21 protein-coding genes are annotated in these 20,852 nt (G+C 67.9%); 14 read left to right on the top strand and 7 right to left on the bottom strand.

Translation table 11 applies throughout. The features are described from left to right. The first annotated feature begins 21 nt into the window (after positions 1-21). Positions 22-1,605 (top strand): GMC family oxidoreductase, encoded by a 1,584-nt coding sequence (locus tag NRB20_RS02530; RefSeq protein ID WP_319944353.1) that lies wholly within the window; start codon positions 22-24, stop codon positions 1,603-1,605. A 78-nt stretch (positions 1,606-1,683) separates the two neighbouring features. Here the strand turns inward: NRB20_RS02530 and NRB20_RS02525 are convergent, their stop codons facing one another. After that, on the bottom strand, positions 1,684-2,118 hold the full coding sequence (locus NRB20_RS02525) for a DoxX family protein (protein WP_153407500.1): 435 nt from the start codon (positions 2,116-2,118) through the stop codon (positions 1,684-1,686). Between the two features lie 94 nt (positions 2,119-2,212). Here NRB20_RS02525 and NRB20_RS02520 point away from each other — a divergent pair, with 94 nt between their 5' ends. Both NRB20_RS02520 and NRB20_RS02515 read left to right on the top strand, forming a co-directional pair. Then, the gene (locus tag NRB20_RS02520) at positions 2,213-2,773 is read left to right on the top strand and encodes a TetR/AcrR family transcriptional regulator (RefSeq protein WP_153407499.1); all 561 of its coding nucleotides are present in this window, start codon (positions 2,213-2,215) and stop codon (positions 2,771-2,773) included. A 165-nt stretch (positions 2,774-2,938) separates the two neighbouring features. After that, on the top strand, positions 2,939-4,654 hold the full coding sequence (locus NRB20_RS02515; protein WP_227833112.1) for a hypothetical protein: 1,716 nt from the start codon (positions 2,939-2,941) through the stop codon (positions 4,652-4,654). 15 nt (positions 4,655-4,669) lie between these two features. Here the strand turns inward: NRB20_RS02515 and NRB20_RS02510 are convergent, their stop codons facing one another. The 3 genes from NRB20_RS02510 to NRB20_RS02500 all read right to left on the bottom strand — a co-directional run bounded on the left by NRB20_RS02510 (position 4,670) and on the right by NRB20_RS02500 (position 6,696). Beyond that, positions 4,670-4,978 (bottom strand): hypothetical protein, encoded by a 309-nt coding sequence (locus NRB20_RS02510; protein ID WP_153407498.1) that lies wholly within the window; start codon positions 4,976-4,978, stop codon positions 4,670-4,672. Positions 4,979-5,010: 32 nt separating this feature from the next. Then, entirely contained in the window at positions 5,011-5,517 is a 507-nt protein-coding gene (locus NRB20_RS02505) for a hypothetical protein (protein WP_227833111.1), read from the bottom strand. Positions 5,518-5,829: 312 nt separating this feature from the next. Beyond that, on the bottom strand, positions 5,830-6,696 hold the full coding sequence (locus NRB20_RS02500; protein ID WP_153407497.1) for an alpha/beta fold hydrolase: 867 nt from the start codon (positions 6,694-6,696) through the stop codon (positions 5,830-5,832). A gap of 218 nt (positions 6,697-6,914) precedes the next feature. Between NRB20_RS02500 and NRB20_RS02495 the strand changes: the two genes are divergently transcribed. Genes NRB20_RS02495 through NRB20_RS02485 form a run of 3 tightly spaced genes read left to right on the top strand, consistent with a single transcriptional unit; the run spans position 6,915 to position 9,485 of the window. Beyond that, positions 6,915-7,499, top strand: coding sequence for a TetR/AcrR family transcriptional regulator (locus tag NRB20_RS02495; protein ID WP_153407496.1), 585 nt, complete (start codon positions 6,915-6,917; stop codon positions 7,497-7,499). Beyond that, positions 7,496-8,677 carry an NADH:flavin oxidoreductase gene (locus tag NRB20_RS02490; protein ID WP_153407495.1) on the top strand — a complete coding sequence of 394 codons (1,182 nt, stop codon included), beginning with the start codon at positions 7,496-7,498 and terminating at the stop codon, positions 8,675-8,677. The genes NRB20_RS02495 and NRB20_RS02490 overlap by 4 nt, the downstream gene beginning before the upstream one ends. 46 nt (positions 8,678-8,723) lie before the next feature. Then, the gene (locus NRB20_RS02485; RefSeq protein WP_319944352.1) at positions 8,724-9,485 is read left to right on the top strand and encodes a glucose 1-dehydrogenase; all 762 of its coding nucleotides are present in this window, start codon (positions 8,724-8,726) and stop codon (positions 9,483-9,485) included. A gap of 230 nt (positions 9,486-9,715) precedes the next feature. Here NRB20_RS02485 and NRB20_RS02480 read toward each other — a convergent pair whose 3' ends face one another. Next, positions 9,716-10,078: a DUF1304 domain-containing protein gene (locus tag NRB20_RS02480; protein ID WP_153407494.1), complete on the bottom strand. Its 363-nt coding sequence runs from the start codon at positions 10,076-10,078 to the stop codon at positions 9,716-9,718. A 348-nt stretch (positions 10,079-10,426) separates the two neighbouring features. On the opposite strand from NRB20_RS02480, the gene NRB20_RS02475 reads away from it, so the two are divergent. After that, positions 10,427-11,080 (top strand): hypothetical protein, encoded by a 654-nt coding sequence (locus tag NRB20_RS02475; protein WP_153407493.1) that lies wholly within the window; start codon positions 10,427-10,429, stop codon positions 11,078-11,080. Positions 11,081-11,090: 10 nt separating this feature from the next. Here NRB20_RS02475 and NRB20_RS02470 read toward each other — a convergent pair whose 3' ends face one another. Together NRB20_RS02470 and xylB are read right to left on the bottom strand one after the other, a co-directional pair. Next, positions 11,091-12,305, bottom strand: a complete 1,215-nt coding sequence (locus NRB20_RS02470) for an ROK family transcriptional regulator (RefSeq protein ID WP_153407492.1) — start codon at positions 12,303-12,305, stop codon at positions 11,091-11,093. Further along, the gene (gene xylB, locus NRB20_RS02465) at positions 12,302-13,756 is read right to left on the bottom strand and encodes a xylulokinase (protein ID WP_153407491.1); all 1,455 of its coding nucleotides are present in this window, start codon (positions 13,754-13,756) and stop codon (positions 12,302-12,304) included. Before xylB ends, NRB20_RS02470 begins: the two co-directional genes overlap by 4 nt. A gap of 119 nt (positions 13,757-13,875) precedes the next feature. Here xylB and xylA point away from each other — a divergent pair, with 119 nt between their 5' ends. The 7 genes from xylA (at position 13,876) to NRB20_RS02430 (ending at position 20,844) form a co-directional block, all read left to right on the top strand. After that, complete coding sequence (gene xylA, locus NRB20_RS02460; RefSeq protein ID WP_153407490.1) at positions 13,876-15,042, top strand: xylose isomerase; 1,167 nt, start codon at positions 13,876-13,878, stop codon at positions 15,040-15,042. A 451-nt stretch (positions 15,043-15,493) separates the two neighbouring features. Beyond that, positions 15,494-16,951: a sensor histidine kinase gene (locus NRB20_RS02455; RefSeq protein ID WP_227833110.1), complete on the top strand. Its 1,458-nt coding sequence runs from the start codon at positions 15,494-15,496 to the stop codon at positions 16,949-16,951. Continuing rightward, on the top strand, positions 16,948-17,358 hold the full coding sequence (locus NRB20_RS02450; RefSeq protein WP_153407489.1) for a roadblock/LC7 domain-containing protein: 411 nt from the start codon (positions 16,948-16,950) through the stop codon (positions 17,356-17,358). The genes NRB20_RS02455 and NRB20_RS02450 overlap by 4 nt, the downstream gene beginning before the upstream one ends. Before the next feature lie 10 nt (positions 17,359-17,368). Then, positions 17,369-17,740: a DUF742 domain-containing protein gene (locus NRB20_RS02445; protein ID WP_153407488.1), complete on the top strand. Its 372-nt coding sequence runs from the start codon at positions 17,369-17,371 to the stop codon at positions 17,738-17,740. Continuing rightward, positions 17,721-18,341, top strand: a complete 621-nt coding sequence (locus tag NRB20_RS02440; RefSeq protein ID WP_227833109.1) for a GTP-binding protein — start codon at positions 17,721-17,723, stop codon at positions 18,339-18,341. The genes NRB20_RS02445 and NRB20_RS02440 overlap by 20 nt, the downstream gene beginning before the upstream one ends. Beyond that, positions 18,338-19,621: a cytochrome P450 family protein gene (locus NRB20_RS02435; protein ID WP_153407486.1), complete on the top strand. Its 1,284-nt coding sequence runs from the start codon at positions 18,338-18,340 to the stop codon at positions 19,619-19,621. Before NRB20_RS02440 ends, NRB20_RS02435 begins: the two co-directional genes overlap by 4 nt. Continuing rightward, the gene (locus tag NRB20_RS02430) at positions 19,618-20,844 is read left to right on the top strand and encodes a cytochrome P450 family protein (RefSeq protein WP_319944351.1); all 1,227 of its coding nucleotides are present in this window, start codon (positions 19,618-19,620) and stop codon (positions 20,842-20,844) included. The genes NRB20_RS02435 and NRB20_RS02430 overlap by 4 nt, the downstream gene beginning before the upstream one ends. The last annotated feature ends 8 nt before the right edge of the window (positions 20,845-20,852 follow it).

Here is a 20,852-nt window from a genome sequence, read left to right as displayed (position 1 = left end):
AGCATACGGAAGGCGGCAAAGGTGACCGAAGAGATCGGTGCGGACTACGTGATCGTGGGCTCGGGTTCGGCGGGTGCGGTGCTCGCCGCGCGATTGAGTGCGGATCCGGCGCGGTCGGTGGTGGTGCTCGAGGCCGGCGGGGAGGACAAGGACAAGTTCATCCACATTCCGGCCGGTTTCGCCAAGCTGTTCCAGACCGATTACGACTGGAACTATTTCACCGAGCCGCAGGCCGGTCTGGACGGCCGGTCGGTGTACTGGCCGCGCGGGAAGACCTTCGGCGGGTCGTCGTCGTTGAACGCGATGATGTGGGTGCGCGGATTCGAGGCCGATTACGAGGACTGGGCGCAGGCCGCGGGGCCCGGCTGGGGATTCGCCTCGGCCGTCGAGCATTTCCGCGCCATCGAGAACGTCGAGGGTTCCACCCGCGAGGATCACGGCAGCGACGGACCGTTGCACGTCTCTCACCAGCGCAGCCCGCGCTCGGCCACGTCGGTGTTCCTGCGTGCGGTCGCCGAACGCGGCTACACCGTGGAAGAGGCGAATCTGCCGGAGCCCCAAGGCTTCACGCAGACCATGGTGACCCAGCGCGGCGGCCGGCGCTGGAGCACCGCCGATGGATATCTGCGTCCGGCGATGAAGCGTCCCAACCTCACCGTGCTCGCCGAGGCGACCGCGACCCGGGTGCTGTTCGACGGGAATCGCGCTGTGGGCGTGGAATATTCACGCGGCGGTTCGCTGCGGACGATCACCGCGCGCAAGGAGGTCATCCTGTGCGGCGGCGCGATCAACACCCCGCAGCTGCTGATGCTCTCGGGGATCGGCGATCGCGCCGAACTCGACAGGCACGGCATCGAGGTACGACAGCACGCCCCCGAAGTCGGCGCGAATCTGCAGGACCATCTCGCTGCGGCCCTGGGATACCGGGTGGATTCCGATTCCCTGTTCGCCGCGGAGAAACCGGTCCAGCTGCTGAACTACCTGCTGCGTCACCGCGGAATGCTCACCTCCAATGTCGGTGAGGCGTACGGATTCGTCCGCAGCACATCCGAATTGGACCATCCCGACCTGGAGTTGGTGTTCGCTCCGGCTCCGTTCTTCCACGAGGGGCTGCAGGATCCGACCGAACACGCCGTCGTGCTGGCCGCGGTGCTGCTGCGCCCGTACAGTCGCGGCACGATCACCCTCGCTTCGAAGGATCCGCTGGCCAAACCGCTGATCGACCCGAAGTATCTCAGCGACGAGCGGGATCGCGCCGCACTCATGGCCGGTCTGCTGGCCTGCTGTGAACTCGCCGATACCGCGGCGATGAAGGAGGTGCTGCGCGGCCTGTGCTATCCGCCCGACGCCCCCGGCGCGCCGGAATCGGAAGAGACGCGGGCCATGGCCCTCAACGGCTATTCCCACACCCTCTACCATCCCGCCGGCACCTGTCGGATGGGTTCGGACGAGCAGAGCGTGGTGGATCCGCAGCTGCGGGTGCGTGGCGTGGAGGGCTTGCGCGTGGCCGACGCGTCGGTCATGCCCGTTCTGGTGCGGGGCCATACCCATGCCCCGTCCGTGTTCATCGGTTCGCGGGCGGCCGAATTGCTCTCGGCCGAATAGGTTTCCGGACGATGGAGGCGATCGGTGCACGGTCGCCGATCGCCTCTACGTCCCGGAAGTGAACTCGGAGAACAGAATTCAGCACGCGGCCAGGACACAGGCGGCGATGAATATCACCTGCAATGCCGTACGTGCCGGGAGCGGAACGGTTTTCAGGCCGACACCGGAGCGAGCCGCGCGCACGTTCGCCGGGAACATCGCGATCAGCATCAGGGCCAGGCAGATCGCCGCGATCGGCGCCACCGGCGGGATGAGAAGCCCTGCGGCACTGGCGAATTCGAGTATTCCGGTGACCGTGACCAGGGCTGCCGGGCCGGGCAGCCGCTCGGGGACCATGACGATCAGGGCCTCGCGCCGGGGCCGGAGGAAATGCGCGCTCGCGGTGAGGATGAACATCGCCGCGAGCCCCAGCCGGACCGCGTGTGGCCAGGAATCGAGCCAGCCCGCGTGCGGTAGCAGGCCGATGAGGCGGGCGATGCCGCCGACCAGGACGAGAACGACGAACGGTGCCATCAGGATCTCCTGAGCCGAGCCAATCTTGACAGTGGCTAGATTAGAATCGACGGGTGAACTTGTCAATGTCTAGATAGTGGTTCATGATCGGGACATGACGCGGAGCCGGTATCACCACGGGGATCTGCGGGCGGTACTGCTCGCCGAGGCCGCCGAACAGATCGCGACCGAGGGCATCGACGCGGTGTCGCTGCGCGCGCTCGCCCAACGCGCCGGGGTCTCGCACGCGGCCCCGGCACATCATTTCGGCAACCGCCAGGGCATGCTGACCGAACTCGCGATCGAGGGATTCGGCCTGCTCGCGGACGAACTACGCAGCGCCGGAGAGGATTTCCGCGAGGTGGCGATCGCCTATATCCGGTTCGCCCGACGGCACCCCGGCCACTTCGAAGTCATGTTCCGCCACGACCTGCTCGACACCGGCAACGAGCAATTGGCCACCGCCCGAGACCGTTCCGGGGAATTCCTGCGCGCGGGCGTCGCCCGAACCGGGGTGCACCCCGACCGTCGGCGCGATGTCGAACTCGCCGCCTGGTCCCTCGTGCACGGCTACGCGGCACTGTCCAGGGAAGGCGCACTGCGGGATTCGCGGCTCGGCGACGGCGACCCCGAAGACCTCGCCCGCCGCATGCTCGCCACCGTCGAGTTCGGCTGAGCATACCGCCGGCGGCCGGGCCCGATCGGTGGCCCCGTTGTCGGGGGTAACCAAATTGACAGCTGCCGAACTGTGCATCAGGATCAATCGGAGTCCATGGACATCGCCAGTAGGCGGAGGCTGTTGCCTTCCCTGGCAACATCTTTCGAACGTGGGTTCTGAGCAATGATCGAGGTAGTGCCGGTTCGGCCGCAGGCTTCCGTCGAAGTGCCGGGGGACGTGCGGCGTGGCTGGCCGGGGTGGACAGCGGTGGCCGCGGTGTTGAGCGGTGTGCTGTTGCTGGCCTGGCGGGCGGCGCAATACGGGCAGTGGGTGGTGGACGACGCGGGCATCACGTTCGCGTATGCCCGCAGCGTCGCGGCAGGTCTGGGGCCGGTGTTGCAGCCCGGTGCGCAACCCGTCGAGGGGTTCTCCGATCCCACCTGGCTGATGGTGCTCGTGGTGGGCAAGTGGTGTCATCTGTTCGATTCCGGATCGCTGTTCGGGATTCCGGATTTCGTGTTGTATCCCAAAGCGATCGGGTTGCTGTGCTGCGCCGGGATTCTCGTGGCCTGTCACGTCGCCGCGCGGCGGGTGACGCGGTGGCCCGCGCTGGTCACCTTCGCCGTGGGCGTTGTGCTGGCGATGATTCCGTCGTTCGTGATCTGGTGTTTCTCGGGGCTGGAGAACTCGCTGTTCGCGGTGGCGGTGTGCGTGCTGGCCGTGCGCATGTTCGTGGCGGTCTCGGAGGGGCGGCTGTGGACACCGGCGGTGGCGGTGACGGTCGGGGTGCTCGCGGCGTTCGCAGCGCTGACCCGGCCCGACGGACTGGTCTATCTGGCCGCGTATCCGGTGGTTTCGCTGGTACTCGTGCGGCGTGCCACCTGGCTCACCGCGCTGCGGCACGTGCTGTATTCCGTTGTCGCGTTTGCGATTCCGTTCGGTGCGTATCTGGTGTGGCGGATCGTGGAATTCGGTCGGCTGGTCGCGAATACGGCGGTCGCCAAGCATCAGGCGCTGCCGAGTCTCGACGAGCTGACCAGGGTGATGGATCTGGTGCACTACGCGGGCACGCCCGCGGTTGTCGCGGGTGTCGCGGTGGTAGTGGTCGCGCTCGTCTGGGCCGGTGAACGTCGGGAAAGGCTGGTGGCCCTGCTGGTTCCGCTGGTGCTGGCGATGCTCGCCTACTGCGTGCTGCGGCCGGATTGGATGGCGCAGTTCCGGTTCGCGACGCCGGTGTGGGCGCTGGCCGCGTTCGTCGTGGTGATCGCGGCGGCCGAGGTGCTGGCCGTGGTGGGTGCGCGTTGGCGGGTGGTGGCCGCGCTGGCGCTGGTCGCCGCGCTGATTCCGTCCGGGGTGGCGTGGGCGGGCGATACCGAGCGTTATCGCGCGAATTCCGATGTGCCGCTGTGCTGGATCGCCCTTCGCTTCGGCCGCTACTTCAACGGCTACGCCGACATCCTGCACCTGGACAAGGGCACCCTGCTGGCCCCCGACATGGGCGGAAGTTCACTGACCTCGCGGCTACGCCTGGTCGACATGGCCGGACTCACCGACGCCCGGATCGCCGACATCCGCGCCGGTAAGGCCGGAATCAACCTCGGCGACTACGTATTCGAGGACCTGCGCCCCACTTTCGTTCACTCCCACGGTGTTTGGATGGGCAGCGGCCTCACCGTGGACCCCCGCATGTCCCGGGACTACTACCGAATCCAGCAGTCCGAGAACACTTCCAGCCCCGACGAGGACTGGGTCCGCAAGGACGTCGTCCCCAGCGCCCGCCAACTCCAGCAACTCCGCGAGTACTCGAGCAACGTCCTCCCGCACCTGCTGCCCGACTACCAGAAGACCGGCGAATGCGGAACGGTCCTCCGCCCCGGCCAAACCGTCACCGGCCGCTGATCCCCTGGAACCCCCTCAGCCCCAATCGATCTCGCCGAGTGCCCGATCCATCCGATCCGCGAGCCCCAAGAACTCGTCACCCCACCCACTACTGATCGAAATCTCCTGAACAGCCCCCGTCGGCGCGAACAACAACGATATCTGCCGCACCGTCCCCCGATCCGGCCCCGGCGGCCGCACCCGCCGACTCAGCCCCCGAAGATCGGCGACCACCTCCGCCGGGTCGTCATACCCCGACCACGACACATCGGTATCCGGCCCGCCGACCACGTCGATCACCGCCTCGAGCACCCGCACGACCTCGTCGCGATCGATCCGATCCATGGTCCCGACCTCCGTTGTCGAATGCGTCCTGCTCAGTGAGCGTGACCGAGCAGGGTGTCGCGCATCGAACCCATACCGTATTTGTCGACGTCACTGGACATCGCCGCGACCTCTCGCAGGATCGGTGCGATGTCGACTCCCGCCTCGGCGGCCAGGCGGCAGTCTTCGTCGAGGGTCAGTATTTCGTCGCGGCTGTCCTCCCCGTGATCGCGGATCGACAGTTGCAGCAGACCCAGTCGGAAGCCCTCGGCCGTGGTGGCGTCCGTCGGGATGGCGGCGGCCCATCGAAACGACCGGTACCGCGCATAGAGCACGCGCAGCGCCGTCCGGAGCTCGGCATCACCGCGCGCGTATTCCGCCAGCACGGCGCGCACCAGCGCCACCACCTCGCCGCGAATCCCCGCCTGCGTCAGCGAATCCGGTGCCGCCCGCAACTTCTGCGCCCACTCCGCGTCTGACATGTCGATGGGGTACCGGGCAACCGGCTGTAGCAGCGCATCGAACTGCGCGAGGCGTTCCTCGATCTCCGCAAGTGTCACGGAAATCGAGCATAATCCGCGCCCCGTCTCATGAAAAGTATTGCGGCAAAACGGAATCCAGTCGGCGATGCGGTGTGCGAGGTGTCGGGTCAGTGCGTCGCGGAGTGGCTACAGCTAGTGTTGTGGATCTCCACCGGCATCTGCGTCGTCGCCGGGGCACCTTACGTTCGGCGGCAGGCTCTACGCGAGATGAATGACATCGCTTGTAGGACAGGATGATTGGGTGTCTGCGTGGGCCATGCTCGCTCGATGTTCGCCGTCGGATCGATCCGCCGCTGGTGGTGTGGCGGCGGCGGATCGGTCGGTCGCGAATTACTCGCTGTCGGGGCGGGTGAGGAAGGCGAGGACCGCGCTTTCCCAGGCGGCTTTCTGTTCGATCATGACCCAGTGGCCGCAGTTGGGGAAGATGTGGATTTCGCCTCGGGGGAGGGTACGGAGGGGGAGCAGGGCCATGTCGACGGGGCTTACTCGGTCGTCTCGGCCCCAGGTGATGAGGGTGGGGGCGGTGATTTTGTGGAGCATGGCCCAGTAGGGGGGTTGGTTGGAGGTGGCGGCGGCTGCGGCGGTGGCGGTCATGGCCCGGCGGCTGTACATGCGGCGGGCCGATTCGAGGGTTTTGGGGTCGGTGGCCAGGGCCCAGCGTTCCTCGACCATCTCCTCGGTGATGATGCCGCGGTCGTAGACCATGGAGTGCAGCCAGGCGATGAGGGCTTCGCGGGTGGGGTTGTCGGTGAAGTCCATCAGCAGGTTGATGCCTTCGCCGGGGCCGGGGCTGAAGATGTTGCGGCCGACGCCGCCGATGGTGACGATGCGGCGGAACAGATTCGGTTGTGCGATAGCGAGATTCGCCGCGACGATGCCGCCCATCGAGTTGCCGATCACGTCGACCTGCTCCAGGCCCAGCCCGGCCAGGAAACGCAGCACCGAGGCGGGCGCGGCCATCATCGGATGCTGATCGGTCGGATCGCTCACCCCGAAACCGGGGAATTCCAGTGCCAGACAACGGAAATGCTCGGCGAAGACCGCGAGATTGCCACGGTAGTCGCGCCAGCCGGAGACACCCGGCCCGGAGCCGTGCAGCAACAGCAGCGGCGGGCCGTCACCGGCCTCGTGATAACGCAGCACCCCTTCGTCGGTGTGCAACTCCCGCAGCGTGTTCTCGTAAGTCAAGTCGGCCATCGCGGTGGGTCCGCCCTTTCTCCGGTCGAGTGCGATCCCTGCGGACGTTAGGGCATGGACGGTGTGCGGCGATAGCCGCCGTACCGCTTACCGAGACCCTCGCGTCAGGACTCGGCGGCGAGATCGGCGTCGCGCGTTTCGGGACCGGGCACTCGTGCGGCCCGCAGGTGAGTCAATCAGTGATTGAATCATCGTTTGAACTATGCTTCACTCGGTGCATGGCTGAGCAGGTGCAGAACTCGGCGGGTACCCGTGAGCGGCTACTCGCCGCCGCGGAACAACTACTGCTGACCGGGCGGTACGACGAGGTGTCGGTGCGGGGGATCTGCGCGGCGGCGGGCGCGAATTCCGCTGCGGTGCACTACCATTTCGGCTCCAAGGAGGCGCTCGTCGCGGCGCTGATCGAGGACCGGCTCGGTGCGCTGTGGGACACCCGGCTCACCGAGTTGGTCGCGCGGCAGGCGGGCGTGGCGGAGGTCGTCGACGCGGTGATCGAGCCGTTCGTGGACCTGGCCGCGGACCCCGTCGGGCGGTTGCACCTGCGGTTGATGGCGCAATTCGTGCTCGGCCGCCGGCCGATGGGCTTCAGCCGGCCCTGGTTCCGCCTGGACACCTGGGACGGGATGCTGCCCGGCCTCGGCGAACGCGAGAGCCGCCGCCGCTGGATGCTCGCCTTCGACCTGATCATCATGCGCTTCGGCAACCTCGAAGCGCCGGGTTCGGACCTGTCCACGGGCGCGGTGGCGACGCTGCGCGATTTCGTGGTGGCCGGATTGACCGCTCCCACAGGAGAAAACCGATGAACGACATATTCGCACCCGCGCAACTGGGCCCGATCACGTTGCGTAACAGGGTGATCAAGTCCGCGACCTTCGAAGGACGCACCCCCGACGCCCTGGTGACCGACGAGCTGATCGGCTTCCATCGCGAAATCGCCTCCGGCGGTGTGGGTATGACGACCGTCGCCTACTGCGCCGTCGCGCCGGGCGGCCGCACCGACCGGCATCAGATCTGGATGCGTCCGGACGCGCTGCCCGGATTACGCAGGCTCACCGATGCGGTGCACGCCGAGGGCGCGGCCGTCAGCGCCCAGCTCGGCCATGCCGGACCGGTCGCGAACGCCGCGTCCAACCGGTTCCCGGCCCTGTCTCCCAGTCGTATGTTCAGCCCGCTGGGTATGCGGATGATGAAGGTGCCCGACGGATCGGAGATCGCCGAACTCGTTGCGGCACATGCCGATGCGGCCCGCTACGCCGAGCAGGCCGGATTCGACGCGGTGGAGATCCACTTCGGGCACAACTATCTGGCGAGCGCGTTCCTGAGCCCGCTGCTGAACCGGCGCACCGACCGGTACGGCGGGTCCGCGGAGAACCGCGCCCGGATGGCCCGCGAGATCGCCCGCGCCGTGCGGGACGCGGTGGGCGGGCGGCTCGCGATCACGGCCAAGCTGAACATGGTGGACGGTGCGCGCGGCGGCCTCGACCTGGCCGGATCCCTGCGGGTGGCTGCCTGGCTCGAGGAGGACGGCTGCCTGGACGCGCTGGAGCTGACCGCAGGCAGTTCACTGCTCAACCCGATGCTGCTGTTCCACGGCGACGCGCCGCGCACCGCGTTCGCGAAAACCCTTCCGGTGCCGACACGTTGGGGTTTTCGGGTGGTGGGCAAGAAGTTCCTGCGCGAATACCCCTACCACGACGCGTATCTGCTGGACATGGCCCGGCAGTTCCGCCGCGAGCTGACCATGCCGCTGATCCTGTTGGGCGGCATCACGAATCTGGAGACCATGCGGCTCGCGCGGGCCGAGGGTTTCGAATTCGTGGCCATGGGCCGGGCGCTGCTGCGGGAGCCGGATCTGTTGCGCCGCATCCAATCCGATCCCGCGACCCGATCGGCGTGCACCCACTGCAACGAATGTATGCCGACGATCTACAGCACCACGCGCTGCGTACTGCGCCTGGAACACCCCGCGTCCGTCAACTGATCCGACGCGGACCCAACCAACCGAACGAAACGAGGAGTTCTCCACTGTGGCAGGACGATTGACCGGACGTATCGCACTGATCACCGGTGCGGCAGGCGGTATGGGAGCATCGCACGCGCGCGCCTTCGTCGCGGAGGGTGCGGCCGTGGTGCTGGGCGATATCGCCGACGATGCCGGTGAGCGGTTGTCGGCCGAACTCGGCGAGCAGGCGGTCTTCGTACATCTGGATGTGACTCGCGCCGAGGATTGGGCGGCGGCGGTACGGACCGCGGTCGAACAGTTCGGCGGGCTCAACGTCCTGGTCAACAACGCCGGTCTGCTGGACGGCGGCCCGCTGGGCAGCTACACCGAAAAGCAGTGGGACCGTGTACTTTCGGTGAACCTCACCGGCCCGTTCCTCGGCTTGAGCGCGGCCCGGGACGCACTGGTCGACTCCCACCCGTCCTCGGTGATCAATATTTCCTCCGCCGCCGGAATGCAGGGCGTGGCGGGGATGCACGCCTACACCGCGTCGAAGTTCGGCCTGCGCGGACTCACCAAATCCGCTGCGCTGGAACTGGCCCCGCACGGCGTCCGCGTCAACTCGGTACATCCCGGCGGCATCATGACCCCGATGATCGGAGCCCCGGCCGCCGAACCCGGTGCCGCCCCCGCCGTGGATCGCTCATCGAATCCGCTTGCGCGCCTTGGGCTTCCCGAAGAAGTGACCAGCCTGGTCGTCTTCCTCGCATCCGCGGAGTCCAGCTACTGCAACGGCTCGGAATTCGTCGCCGACGGCGGTATGACCGCAGGGTCCAACTTCGGCTGATCGCCGGAGCCGACGCGGTCGGTCGCAGCATACCGGCGCGCGGCGGCATCGATGTGAATACTGTTGCACCCGAATGAAATTCGCTCGCGGCTCCGTGTGGCACACGATGGACGAAGCGGTGCTGGCCCGGTTTGAAAGTTGGTACGGGCGTTTTCGTCATGGAAGAGGACGGCCGCCGCGCGTCTTCACCTTCGAACTGGGGCAGTTCGCTGTTCGGTACCGTCGCGGCGCTATCCGGCCAGCAGCACCGCGATCAGCGAGATCGCGCCCGGCAACGCCTGGACCAGGAGGATGCGGCGGCCCGCGGTGAACCCGCCGTACAGCCCGGCGACGACGACGCAGGCGGTGAAGAAGATGCCCGCGTCATGCCCGACCGGGTCGCTCGCGATCAGGCTCCAGATCAGGCCCGCGGCGAGGAAACCGTTGTACAGGCCTTGATTCGCGGCCAGTACCTTGGTCTGCTCGGCGAATTCGGCGGTACTGCCGAAGGAGGCGCGCACGCGCGGGGTGGTCCACAGGAACATCTCCATGATCACGATGTAGATGTGCAGGACCGCCAGGAGTCCGACCAGAATATCGGCCACGATGTGCATGCAGGTGTGCCTTTCTCGCAGAATTCGCCCGTTTCGGATGACAGCATGCCGGGTTCGGCCGATTCGTGACGGGTGGGCGCGCCGTCGAGCAGCGGACCATACCGGGTACACGGGCGGTACAGGCTGCGTTGCCGGGACTCGCGGAAGGGTCCCGGAGCGGAGAATGCTGCCTGGATCGAGCAGATTGGACTGCGCTGCAATACATCTCGTAACAGGCGGTGTTCCCACCGCTGCGCGGGACCCCGCCCGCCGAGGTGTGGAACCTCTCGCATGCCCACACTCCGATATGCTCGGCGGGATCGAGCGACACCGAGACGAGCGCGTGGGGCCAGGGAAAGGAACGCCGTCATGTTCGAACGCGCGATACAGAAGTCTGTCGAGTTGCTGCTGCGCGGCGGGACCGGGGTGCAGGCGCCTTTGGCGGCGAAATATGTCGACCGGTTGCGGCAGCGGCATCCGGAACGTGCGGTCGAGGATATCGAGAAGCGGCTCGAGTCGGGTTATCTGATCGTCGTCACCGCCAGCGGCACGCTCGCGGGCCTGTCGGCCGCGGTTCCCGGGGTGGGCACGCTGATCGGATTGGCGACCAGCGGCATCGAATCGGTGTTCTTCCTGGAAGCCTCCGCGCTCTACGCCGCCTCGATGGGCGCGCTGCACGGGATGGAGTCGATGTCGCCGAACCAGCAGCGCGCCCTGATCGTCGGCGTCGTGCTCGGCGAGAGCGGTACCGAGCTGCTCGGCAAGAATACGAGCCAGTCGGCGCGGGACTGGGCCGCCGTGGTGGCGGACAAACTCCCGGTCGTGCGGAATATCGACAATGCCATGGCGAAGAAGTTCGTCGTGCAGTTCCTCATCAGACGCGGCGTGCTCGTGTTCGGCAAGGCGCTGCCGATCGGAATCGGCGCGGCGATCGGAGCCGCGGGCAATCTGACGTTCGGCAGGGCCGTGGTGGCCAATGCGCACCGCACCTTCGGTCCGGCCCCGGCGACACTGCCGGAATGAAATGCCGGAATCACCCGAGCGAGGCCGGGTTTCGCAGGATCCGCTGAATCGTGTGCAGGGCCGCGCCGAGAATCGGGCCGCGGCGGCCCAGGGGTGAGGCGGTGACTGTTTCCGGGTCGAAAGGTCTTACGGTCAAACGGGTTTCGAGTTGGCTGCGGATTCGGGGGAGTAGCCAGGGGCCGAGTTCGGCGTAGGCTCCGCCGAGGATCACCGCGGCGGGGTCGAACAGGCCGATCGCACCGGCCAGGGCGATGCCGAGGGCGTCTCCGGCGCGTTCGATCGCGTCCAGGGCACCCGGATGTTCGGCGCGGATGTGGTCGGTGAGGGCGGTGACCGGGTCGGTGGCGGTCGGCTCGGGCAGTCCGGCGGCATGCAGCACCGCCTCCTGATTCGCGTACAGCTCGAGACAGCCGCGACTGCCGCAGGTGCAGCGCGGGCCGTTCGGGTGGACCGGCATGTGGCCGAGTTCCCCGGCGTAACCGCGTGATCCGCGGTAGAGGCGTCCGTCGATGATCAGGGCAGCGCCGATCCCGGCCTCGGCGGAGACGTGCAGGAAGTTGGTGGGCGCGTGGGCCGCCCACAGTTCGGCGAGTGCGCCGAGGTTGGCCTCGTTCTCCAGCGTCGGCGTGTCCGGGCCCGGCCAGAGCGTCGCGATCGGGACGTCGTGCCAGCCGAGATTCGGTGCGTGCGTGAGCATTCCGGGTCCGGGTAGGCCGGGGACCGACAGCATCGGCGATTGTGGCCGCAGCCCGAGCAATTCGGCCTCGGATCGTGCCGCTGCGGCCAGATCCGCCAGTGCGGCAAGAACATTCGCGGGATCGCGGTGCGCGTTGGCTCGTTCGACGCGCCGCCACACCCGCACCTCGCCGCGCAGATCGACCACGCACGCGCCGAGATGACCGACACCGATCTCCAACCCGAATCCGGCGGGCCCACTGTCGTTGAGCGCCAGCGTGCGCCCGGGACGTCCGGCACGTCCCGAGGACGTCATGGGGCCCTCGCGGACGAGTTCGGCGGCGATCAGCTCGTCGACCAGGCTCGATACCGCCGCGCGGGTGAGTCCGGTATGTCCGGCCACGTCGGCGCGGGACAGTTCGGCGTGCGCGGCCACGGTGCCCAGGACGACGGCCAGATTCTGTCTGCGCATCCCGGTCTGTGAGGCGGTTCGGGTGTCGACATGGCGGATGCCGTTGTGCTGCACCGGACTTCGAGGTGTCTCGGTCATTCGATACTCGATAGCGTCGCGGGGACACCGAACAGTGAGTCCGCGGAGCGGAGTGTCGCTGCGATGCGTTCGGCGGCGTCGGCATCACGCGGAATCGGTTCCAGCAGTGGACCTTCGGCGGTGCCCCAGCGACGAGCGACCGCGTAGGGGTCTTCGCCGGTCAGCAGGCCCGCGGCTTGGGCGGCTGCGCCGAGGGCGACCAGTTCACCGGCGGGCGGGATGCGGACCGCGCGTCCGGACAGGCGCAGAACTGTGTGCTGCCAGGCGGCTCCGCGTGCGCCGCCGCCGATCAGCAGTAGCGGGACGTCCTGGTCCGGCTGCGTCTCGGGATCGGATGAGGCCCCGGGCGTCAGGACCGACTCGAGGGCCGCGAGCAGGGAATACACCGCGCCATCGTAGGCGGCCTGCAAAATCTGGCCGGGCGTGGTGTCGTGGCGCAGGCCGTGGATGAGGCCGCTGGCTGCGGGGAGGCGGGGAGTGCGCTCGCCGTCGAGATAGGGCAGCACGACAGCGCTGCCGCCTGGTTCGACCTGTTCCCGGTCCAGGCTCAGCAGCGTCGCGACGCGGTCGATGGCCTGGGTGCAGTTGAGTGTGCAGGCCAGCGGCAGCCAATCGCCTCCGGCATCGGCGAACCCGGCGACCACGCCGGTGGGATCGTTCGGGCGGGTCAGGGTGCGGGCATACACGGTGCCGGAAGTCCCCAGACTCAGCACCGGAGTGCCCGGCTCGAGGCCGAGCCCCAACGCTGCGGCCATATTGTCACCCGTGCCCACCGCTACCGGAATCCCCTGTGGCACAGGACTATCGGAACGAGAAAGCCCGACCTCACGATTCGGCGGCGCGACAGTCGGAAGTGTAGCGGCATCCAGTCCGATCGCCGCGAGCACTTCCCCGTCGTACCCCGACGGCCCCCACCACGCCGTCCCGGAGACATCACCCCGATCGGTCGCCCCGACACCGCTCAGCCGCTCGGTCAGATAATCGTGCGGAAGACGCACGGCCGCAACACGTTCGGCATTACCGGGTTCGTTCTCCCGCAACCACGCCCACTTGGCGGCGGTGAACGAGGCATTGGGCACCGAGCCCGTGCGCTCGGCCCACCAGAGCGCCCCGAATCGATCGACCAGCGCCTCGGCCTGCGGTGCGGAGCGCACGTCGTTCCACAGCAGCGCGGGACGAACCGGCGCACCCGCGGCGTCCAGCGTCACCAGCCCGTGCTGCTGCCCGCCGATCGAAATCGCCTCGGCCCGTGCGGAATACCCGGTCGCCGCCACTGCCGCACCCAGTGCCGACCACCACTGCCGCGGATCGCTCTCGCGGCCCTCGCCGGTGCTGACCGTGTGCGCCGCGCGCCCCTGGCCGAGCACCTCGCCCGAGTCGACGTCGACCGCCAGCGCCTTGGTGGCCTGGGTCGAGCTGTCGACGCCGATGACGACGCGTTGAACAGCCATGATCACGCTCCTGCCGTGGTCGTGCGGACGGTCTTCCCATCCGGGTCACCGCCCACTATATTTGTTTTTCGACTTAACAAATAGGGATCGACGATCCCGCGCAGAGTTCGGAGCCGCCCATGAGCAGGTTCACTCCCACCCCCGCCGACCGCTTCACCTTCGGCCTGTGGACCGTCGGCTGGCAGGGGCGCGATCCGTTCGGCGACGCGACCCGCCCGGCCCTGGATCCGGTGGAGTCGATCGAGCGCCTGGCCGAGCTGGGCGCGTACGGCATCACCTTCCACGACAACGACGTGATCCCGTTCGAGGCGTCGGAATCCGAACGCGCGCAGACGATCACGCGCTTCCGGGCGGCGCTGGACAAGTTCGGGCTGGCCGTGCCGATGGCCACCACGAACCTGTTCACCCATCCGGTGTTCAAGGACGGCGCGTTCACCGCCAACGATCGTGACGTGCGGCGCTACGCGGTGCGCAAGACCCTGCGCAATATCGACCTCGCCGCCGAACTCGGCGCCACCACCTACGTCGCCTGGGGCGGCCGCGACGGCGCGGAATCCGGTGGGGCCAAGGATGTTCGGCTGGCGCTGGACCGGTTGAAGGAGGCGTTCGACCTGCTCGCCACCCACGTCCGCGAGCAGGGATACGACCTGCGCTTCGCCATCGAGCCCAAGCCGAACGAGCCGCGCGGGGACATCCTGCTGCCCACGATCGGTCACGCCCTCGCCTTCATCGGCGAACTGGAATTTCCGGAACTGTTCGGCCTGAATCCCGAAGTGGGACATGAGCAGATGGCCGGATTGAATTTCCCGCACGGCATCGCGCAGGCGCTGTGGCACGGCAAACTCTTCCATATCGATCTGAACGGTCAGACCGGCCCGAAATACGACCAGGACCTGCGTTTCGGCGCGGGCGATGTGCGACAGGCATTCTGGCTGGTGGACCTGCTCGAGCGCAGTGACTATCAGGGCCCGCGGCATTTCGATTTCAAGCCCGCGCGCACCGAGGATTTCGACGGGGTGTGGGCCGCGGCGACCGGATGTATGCGCAACTACCTCATCCTGGCCGACCGGGCCAAGGCGTTCCGCGCCGATCCGGATGTGCAAGCCGCGCTGCGGGATTCGCGGGTGGAGGAGTTGGCGGTGCCCACCGCCGCCGACGGTCTGACCGGGCTGCTGGCGGACCGCGCGAGCTTCGAGGAGTTCGACGCCGACGCCGCCGGACGCCGCGGAATGGCCTTCGAGCGGCTCGATCAGCTGGCCCTCGAGCATCTGCTGGGCGCTCGCTGACGGCGATGCGCGACGGCGCGCCGCCGCGGTGATGCGCCGATAACTTGCGACGGCGGGCAGCCCTGCACCGGGCTGTCCGCTGTCGTCGTTCCGGTGGTCGGCCGGGGGCCGAGCTGCGGTGTGCCACACCGTGATCGGCGCGTGATTGCAGCGTGATCGGCGTGCCGCAGGATATCGGACAACGCATGCGGATGTTCGGATGTCCGAGGTTTTCCGGACGCAGCGGCGGGGTACTTATGGTTCAAATTTCAAGATGAATCTTTCATCCGGCGGGCCTCGCTGGAACGTAACTCGACCGAGTCGGATCTCGTCGAGTGGCGTTGATCTGCCCGCCGGGCTATGCTGCTGCGCGTAATGAATCAGGGTCTCTAACAGGGGATTCGGATGTATAAGGGTGTACATCCGGGCTGTTTCTTTTGAATGGTTGGTTACGGAACGGAAAGTGCAGAAGTTGGCCGTATCAGTAAATCCGCAGAACGGTCAGGCTGCCGGTTCCGGCAATCGAGATCTGCGTGCGGCCGGTAGTGCGTTCGGCGCGTGTGCGGTCGTCACGGCGGTCGCGGTGATGGGCGCGGTGTTCTTCAGTCCCTCCGGTGCGCGCGCGTCGGTCGCGATCGGTTGTGGTGCGGCCGCCCTGCTGGTGTGCGCGATCGCCGCCGCGGGCGTCTACTACGCGGCGCAGGCGCGTCGGTACCGGGCCTTGGCCGAGGAGGCCGAGCACACCCTCCAGACGGTGCATCGGGAGGCGGCGGCGCGGGTCAGCGCTGTGCGCGAGGAACTTTCGGCGCAGTTGGTCGCGGTGGGGGAGGACGCCGCGCTGCGGATCGAGGCCGCCGAACGAGCGGTGGTGGACCGGGCCGCGGAGGCCCGGCAGAACGAACGCCGCCGCGCTTCGGCCATGGCCGCCTTCGCGGGCGCGGCCGGCCGGATGCAGGCGATGACCACCAGCATGCTGGCCGAACTGCGGGAGATGGAACACCGCCACGGCGAACCGAAGGTGCTCGCCGACCTGCTGCAACTCGACCACCGCACCGCCCAGGCGGGCCGCCTCGCGGACAGTGTCGCGGTGCTGTCGGGCGCCCGCACCGGCCGCCGCTGGGCCAAACCCATTGCGATGGAATCGATTCTGCGCGGTTCGATGGGCCGGATCGCCGGATATCAGCGCGTCCGGCTGCGCGTCATCGCCGAGATCGGCGTTGCCGGGCACGCGGCCGAGGGCGTCATGCACGCGCTGGCCGAACTGCTCGACAACGCCTGCAACTTCTCCCCGCCGACCACCGAGGTGCACGTCTACGCCGCCGAGGTGCCCGCGGGCGTGGTGGTCACCATCGAGGACAGCGGTCTGGTGATGAGCGAATCCGCGCTGCGTCGCGCGGAGGAGGCAGTATCGGGCGCGGGACAGGGCGAACGCTCGGATCTGTCCTCGCTCACCGGAACTCGGCTCGGCCTCGCGGTGGTCGGGCATCTGGCCCGCAAACACAGTCTGCGCGTGTCCTACCGGCCCTCCGCGATCGGCGGCACCGCCGTGGTCGTGGTGGTGCCGCGCGATCTGATCGTCCGGGTGGATCGCGGTGCGCCGGCGGCACTTTCGATCGCCTCCACCCGCACCGAATTCCAGCAGCTGCCCGCCGCGCGGTTCGACACCGCCGTGCACGCGATCGCCGCCGCCGAATCCGCCGAACTCGAATCCGCCACGGCCGCAACGACATCGGTGCTTCCGAAGCGACGTAAGGGCAGCACCCTGGCCGCCGTGCATCCCGAGGGCCTGGACGAACCGGACGGATCGCCCAGCGCACCGGCCGCGCCGCCGCTGAAGCCCTCTGCGCTGGGTGCATTCCAGCGCGCGATCAGCGGGCGCGACACCGCGGTCACCACCACCCCGTCCCCGACCGTGGAGAAGGAATCATGACCACATCCGCGCCGTCCCAGCTGGGCTGGCTGCTCGAACAGTTGCTGTCGCGTACTCCGCAGGCGCGGCACGCGCTGCTGCTGTCCAGCGACGGGCTCAAGATGTGCCATACCGCCGAGCTGAGCGTGGACAAGGCCGATCAGCTCGCCGCCATCGCCGCGGGTATCCAGAGTCTGTCGCACGGCGCCTCGGTCGAGTTCGGGGACGCCAAAGGCGGTGTGCGCCAATCGATGACCGAATTCCACGGCGGCATCCTGTTCATCGTGCAGTCGGGGCTGGGCACGCACCTGGCGGTGGTCGCGAACGAGGACGCCGACGCCGGGCTGGTCGGGCACAACATGGCCGAACTGGTCGAACAACTCGGCCACCATCTGGTGGCGCCACCGCGAAACGGGGGGATTGCGTGAGGTATCCGCGATGAGCAGGTCTGTCCGGGACGAGGGGCCCGATCGGCTCTACACGCTCACCGGCGGCCGCAGCAAACCCGATTCCGACGCGTTCGACCTGGTCACCCTCGTGGTCAGCGAATGCGCCCCCGCCCCCGGCATGCAGTCCGAACACGTCGCGATCCTGGACATGTGCCGGGCCCCGACCGCGGTGGTGGAGATCGCCGCCGAACTGCGTCTCCCGGTCGGCATCGTGACGATCCTGCTGTCGGATCTGCTGCACGCCGGCCGGATCACCGTGCGGCATCCGTATTCCGGCTCCACCGACCGCGGCGCGGGGTGGACCGGGGTGGCCGATGCCTCCACCCTCGAGAAGGTGCTCGTTGGACTTCGTAAACTCTGATCGGCGGCCCGATCGCGCCGACGCGCCGCTGCGGGACACCGTGCAGCGCGGGCTGAAGATCGTCATCGTGGGCGGATTCGGGGTCGGCAAGACCACCATGGTCCGGTCGGTCAGCGAGATCCGTCCGCTGGACACCGAGGCCACGATGACCGATGCCGGCGCGGTCGTGGACGATTCCTCGGCGGTGCCCGGAAAGTCCACCACCACTGTGGCTTTCGACTTCGGCCGGATCACCATCGACGACGAACACGTGCTGTACCTGTTCGGCGCGCCCGGTCAGGAACGGTTCTGGTTCCTGTGGGACCGGCTGTTCACCGGGGCGCTCGGCGCGATCGTGCTGGTGGACCCGAACCGGATCGCGGACTGCTGGTACGCGATCGACCGGCTCGAGTATCAGCGCACGCCGTTCGTGGTGGCGTGCAACGACTTCGGCGCCCGCTTCACCGATGTCGAGGAGGTGCGCGCGGCGCTGGACCTGGATCCGCACGTGCCGCTGCTGCCGTGTGATGCCCGGTCCAGGGATTCGGGCAAGCAGGTCCTGATCACCCTCGTCGAGCATCTGTACGCAGGTGCCGTCCCGACCCCGGAGTCCGCGCCATGACAACCCCCGAAGCCGGATACGACCACCTCGGCGGCTGCCCGGTGCACCCGGACTCCTCGGTGGTTCCGTTGAGCGGCCCGCGATTCCACACCGATCCGCATCGGCTCTACGAGGAGATGCGCAGCGCGCACGGTCCGGTGGTGGCGGTCGAACTCGCGGGCGGGATTCCGGCGTGGCTGGTGATCGGGTATCGGGAGTTGCATCAGGTCACCAGCGATCCGGAGCTGTTCCCGCGCGACGTCGCGCTGTGGAATCAGTGGCCCAACATCCCGCCGGACTGGCCGCTGCTGCCGATGGTCGGCCAGCCGATGCCCTCGATCTACTTCACCGCGGGCGCGGAGCACCGTCGCCACGTGGCGATGGTGGAACCGGCGCTGGAATCCATCGACCCGTTCGAATTGCGCAGCACCTGTGAGAATCTCGCGGATCGGATGATCGACGTGTTCTGCGGGCGGGGTGAGGCCGAACTGGTCGCCGAGTTCGCCGAACCGTTGCCGGTGCTCGTGATGGCGCAGTTGATGGGCTTCTCCGAGCGGGAGGCGCCCGAACTCGCGTGGGCGATGAAGACCCTCGCCGACGGCGGCGCGCAGGCCCAGGCGGCGTATCAGCGGTTCGTCGAACTCGCGCACGGCCGGGTGCATCAGGAGCGAGAACACCCGGGGCACAACATGATCACCGCGATGATCGACTTCCCGGAGCCGTTCAGCAACGAGGAGTACGGCTTCGACGTGCAGGCGGTGCTGGCCGCCGGACATCTCACCACCGCGGACTGGTTGATCAACTCGCTGGGCCTGATGCTGACCGACGAGCGTTTCGCCGTCGCGTTCGGCGGCGGGCGGCGCAGTGTGGATCAGGCGATGAACGAGGCGCTCTGGGAGGACGCGCCCAACCAGATCCTCGCCGGGCGCTGGGCCTCGCGCGATACTCGCTTGGCGGACAAGGTGATTCGCGCCGGTGACATGTTGCTGCTGGGCCTGGGCGCGGCCAACGGCGATCCGCACGTACGCGCGCATCTGGGCGAGGGCTCGGATCTCGTGCACGCCGGTAACAGCGCGCATTTCGCGTTCAGCCACGGCGAGTACCGCTGCCCGTTCCCGGCGCAGCAGATCGCCGAGATCATCGCCCGGACCGGTATCGAGGTGCTGCTGGATCGGCTGCCCGATATCGATCTGGCCGTGCCGGTGTCCGGCCTGGTCCGCAGACCTTCCCCGTTCCTTCGCGGAATGGCTTCTCTACCGGTCAATTTCACCCCTGTTCGTGCAGTCGGAGGTACCCCGTGAGCCAACAATGTCCGCTAGCCGTCGACCCGATGATCGGCGATCTGGCCGGGGAGACCACGCAACTTCGTGACGCGGGCCCGCTGACGCGCATCGAACTGCTCGGCGTCCCGGCCTGGACGGTGACCGATCACCAGATCGCCCGGCAGTTGCTGGTCGATACGCGTCTGGTCAAGGACATCAACTCCTGGTCGCTGTGGAACTCCGGCACGGTGACCCGCGAGTGGCCGCTGATCGGCATGATCGACGCGGGCCGTTCGATGTTCACCGTCGACGGTCCCGAACACCGGCGGCTGCGGATCAAGACCACTCAGGCGCTCACGCCGCGGCGACTCGAGCAGATCCGGCCGCTGATCGAACGTTTCACCGCCGAACTGCTGGACGATCTGGCCGCTGCCGGTGCTGGCGGCGGGGTCGTGGATCTCAAGGCGGTCTTCGCCTACCCGCTGCCGATGCGCGTGATCAGCGAGCTGATGGGCGTGGATCGCGCGGACCATCCGATGCTGCTGGAGCGGTGGAAGGCGTTCTTCTCGCTGCTGACCCCGCAGGACGAGCGGCTGGCGATCATCGAGGACATGATCGCGTACTTCACCGCGATGGTGCGCGAGCGGGTCGAGCATCCGACCGACGATCTGACCAGCGCGTTCATCCAGGCCGACGAGGGTGGTGAGCCGCTCACCGAGGAGGAGATCGAGGGCAATCTGCGGGCCCTGATCGCGGCCGGGCACGAGACCACGGTCAGCCTGATCATCTCCGCGGTGCGCGCCCTGCTGAGCCATCCGGATCAGCTGAAGAAGGTGCGCAGCGGCGAGATCGAGTGGAAGCAGGTGATCGAGGAGACGCTGCGCTGGGACGGTCCGGTGATCCATCTGCTGATGCGGTTCGCGACCGAGGACATCACCGTCGGCGACACCGTGATCGAGCAGGGGGAGGGCGTGGTGATGTCGTATCGCGCGATCGGTCGCGACCTCGCGGTGCACGGCGAGGACGCCGACGAATTCGACGTCACCCGCCCGACCGCGCACCGCAACATCTCCTTCGGCTACGGCCCGCACATCTGCCCGGGTGCGGCGCTGGCCCGGCTCGAGGCCGCGATCGCGCTGCCCGCGCTGTTCGAGCGTTTCCCGGATCTGGACCTGGCCGTTCCGGTCGAGGAGCTGCACAATCTGCCGGTGTTGACGCAGAACGACATTGCTGCGCTGCCGGTGCGTCTGGGTGCCGTCTGAGCGGTTCC

This window comes from Nocardia macrotermitis, assembly GCF_009604405.1.
In the GTDB taxonomy this organism is placed as follows: domain Bacteria; phylum Actinomycetota; class Actinomycetes; order Mycobacteriales; family Mycobacteriaceae; genus Nocardia; species Nocardia macrotermitis.
The sequence above is the reverse complement of the archived record's forward strand: the minus strand, read 5'-3'. Positions and strand labels throughout refer to the sequence as shown.

What these genes read in the sequence shown, in the direction of transcription:
- NRB20_RS02475 (WP_153407493.1), top strand. Translation starts at nt 10,427, where the DNA reads ATGTTCGAACGCGCGATACAGAAGTCTGTCGAGTTGCTGCTGCGCGGC.
- NRB20_RS02515 (WP_227833112.1), top strand. Translation starts at nt 2,939, where the DNA reads ATGATCGAGGTAGTGCCGGTTCGGCCGCAGGCTTCCGTCGAAGTGCCG.
- NRB20_RS02525 (WP_153407500.1), bottom strand. Translation starts at nt 2,118, where the DNA reads ATGGCACCGTTCGTCGTTCTCGTCCTGGTCGGCGGCATCGCCCGCCTC.
- NRB20_RS02445 (WP_153407488.1), top strand. Translation starts at nt 17,369, where the DNA reads ATGAGCAGGTCTGTCCGGGACGAGGGGCCCGATCGGCTCTACACGCTC.
- NRB20_RS02490 (WP_153407495.1), top strand. Translation starts at nt 7,496, where the DNA reads ATGAACGACATATTCGCACCCGCGCAACTGGGCCCGATCACGTTGCGT.
- xylA (WP_153407490.1), top strand. Translation starts at nt 13,876, where the DNA reads ATGAGCAGGTTCACTCCCACCCCCGCCGACCGCTTCACCTTCGGCCTG.
- NRB20_RS02500 (WP_153407497.1), bottom strand. Translation starts at nt 6,696, where the DNA reads ATGGCCGACTTGACTTACGAGAACACGCTGCGGGAGTTGCACACCGAC.
- NRB20_RS02435 (WP_153407486.1), top strand. Translation starts at nt 18,338, where the DNA reads ATGACAACCCCCGAAGCCGGATACGACCACCTCGGCGGCTGCCCGGTG.
- NRB20_RS02470 (WP_153407492.1), bottom strand. Translation starts at nt 12,305, where the DNA reads ATGACCGAGACACCTCGAAGTCCGGTGCAGCACAACGGCATCCGCCAT.
- NRB20_RS02480 (WP_153407494.1), bottom strand. Translation starts at nt 10,078, where the DNA reads ATGCACATCGTGGCCGATATTCTGGTCGGACTCCTGGCGGTCCTGCAC.
- NRB20_RS02450 (WP_153407489.1), top strand. Translation starts at nt 16,948, where the DNA reads ATGACCACATCCGCGCCGTCCCAGCTGGGCTGGCTGCTCGAACAGTTG.
- NRB20_RS02495 (WP_153407496.1), top strand. Translation starts at nt 6,915, where the DNA reads ATGGCTGAGCAGGTGCAGAACTCGGCGGGTACCCGTGAGCGGCTACTC.
- xylB (WP_153407491.1), bottom strand. Translation starts at nt 13,756, where the DNA reads ATGGCTGTTCAACGCGTCGTCATCGGCGTCGACAGCTCGACCCAGGCC.
- NRB20_RS02520 (WP_153407499.1), top strand. Translation starts at nt 2,213, where the DNA reads ATGACGCGGAGCCGGTATCACCACGGGGATCTGCGGGCGGTACTGCTC.
- NRB20_RS02510 (WP_153407498.1), bottom strand. Translation starts at nt 4,978, where the DNA reads ATGGATCGGATCGATCGCGACGAGGTCGTGCGGGTGCTCGAGGCGGTG.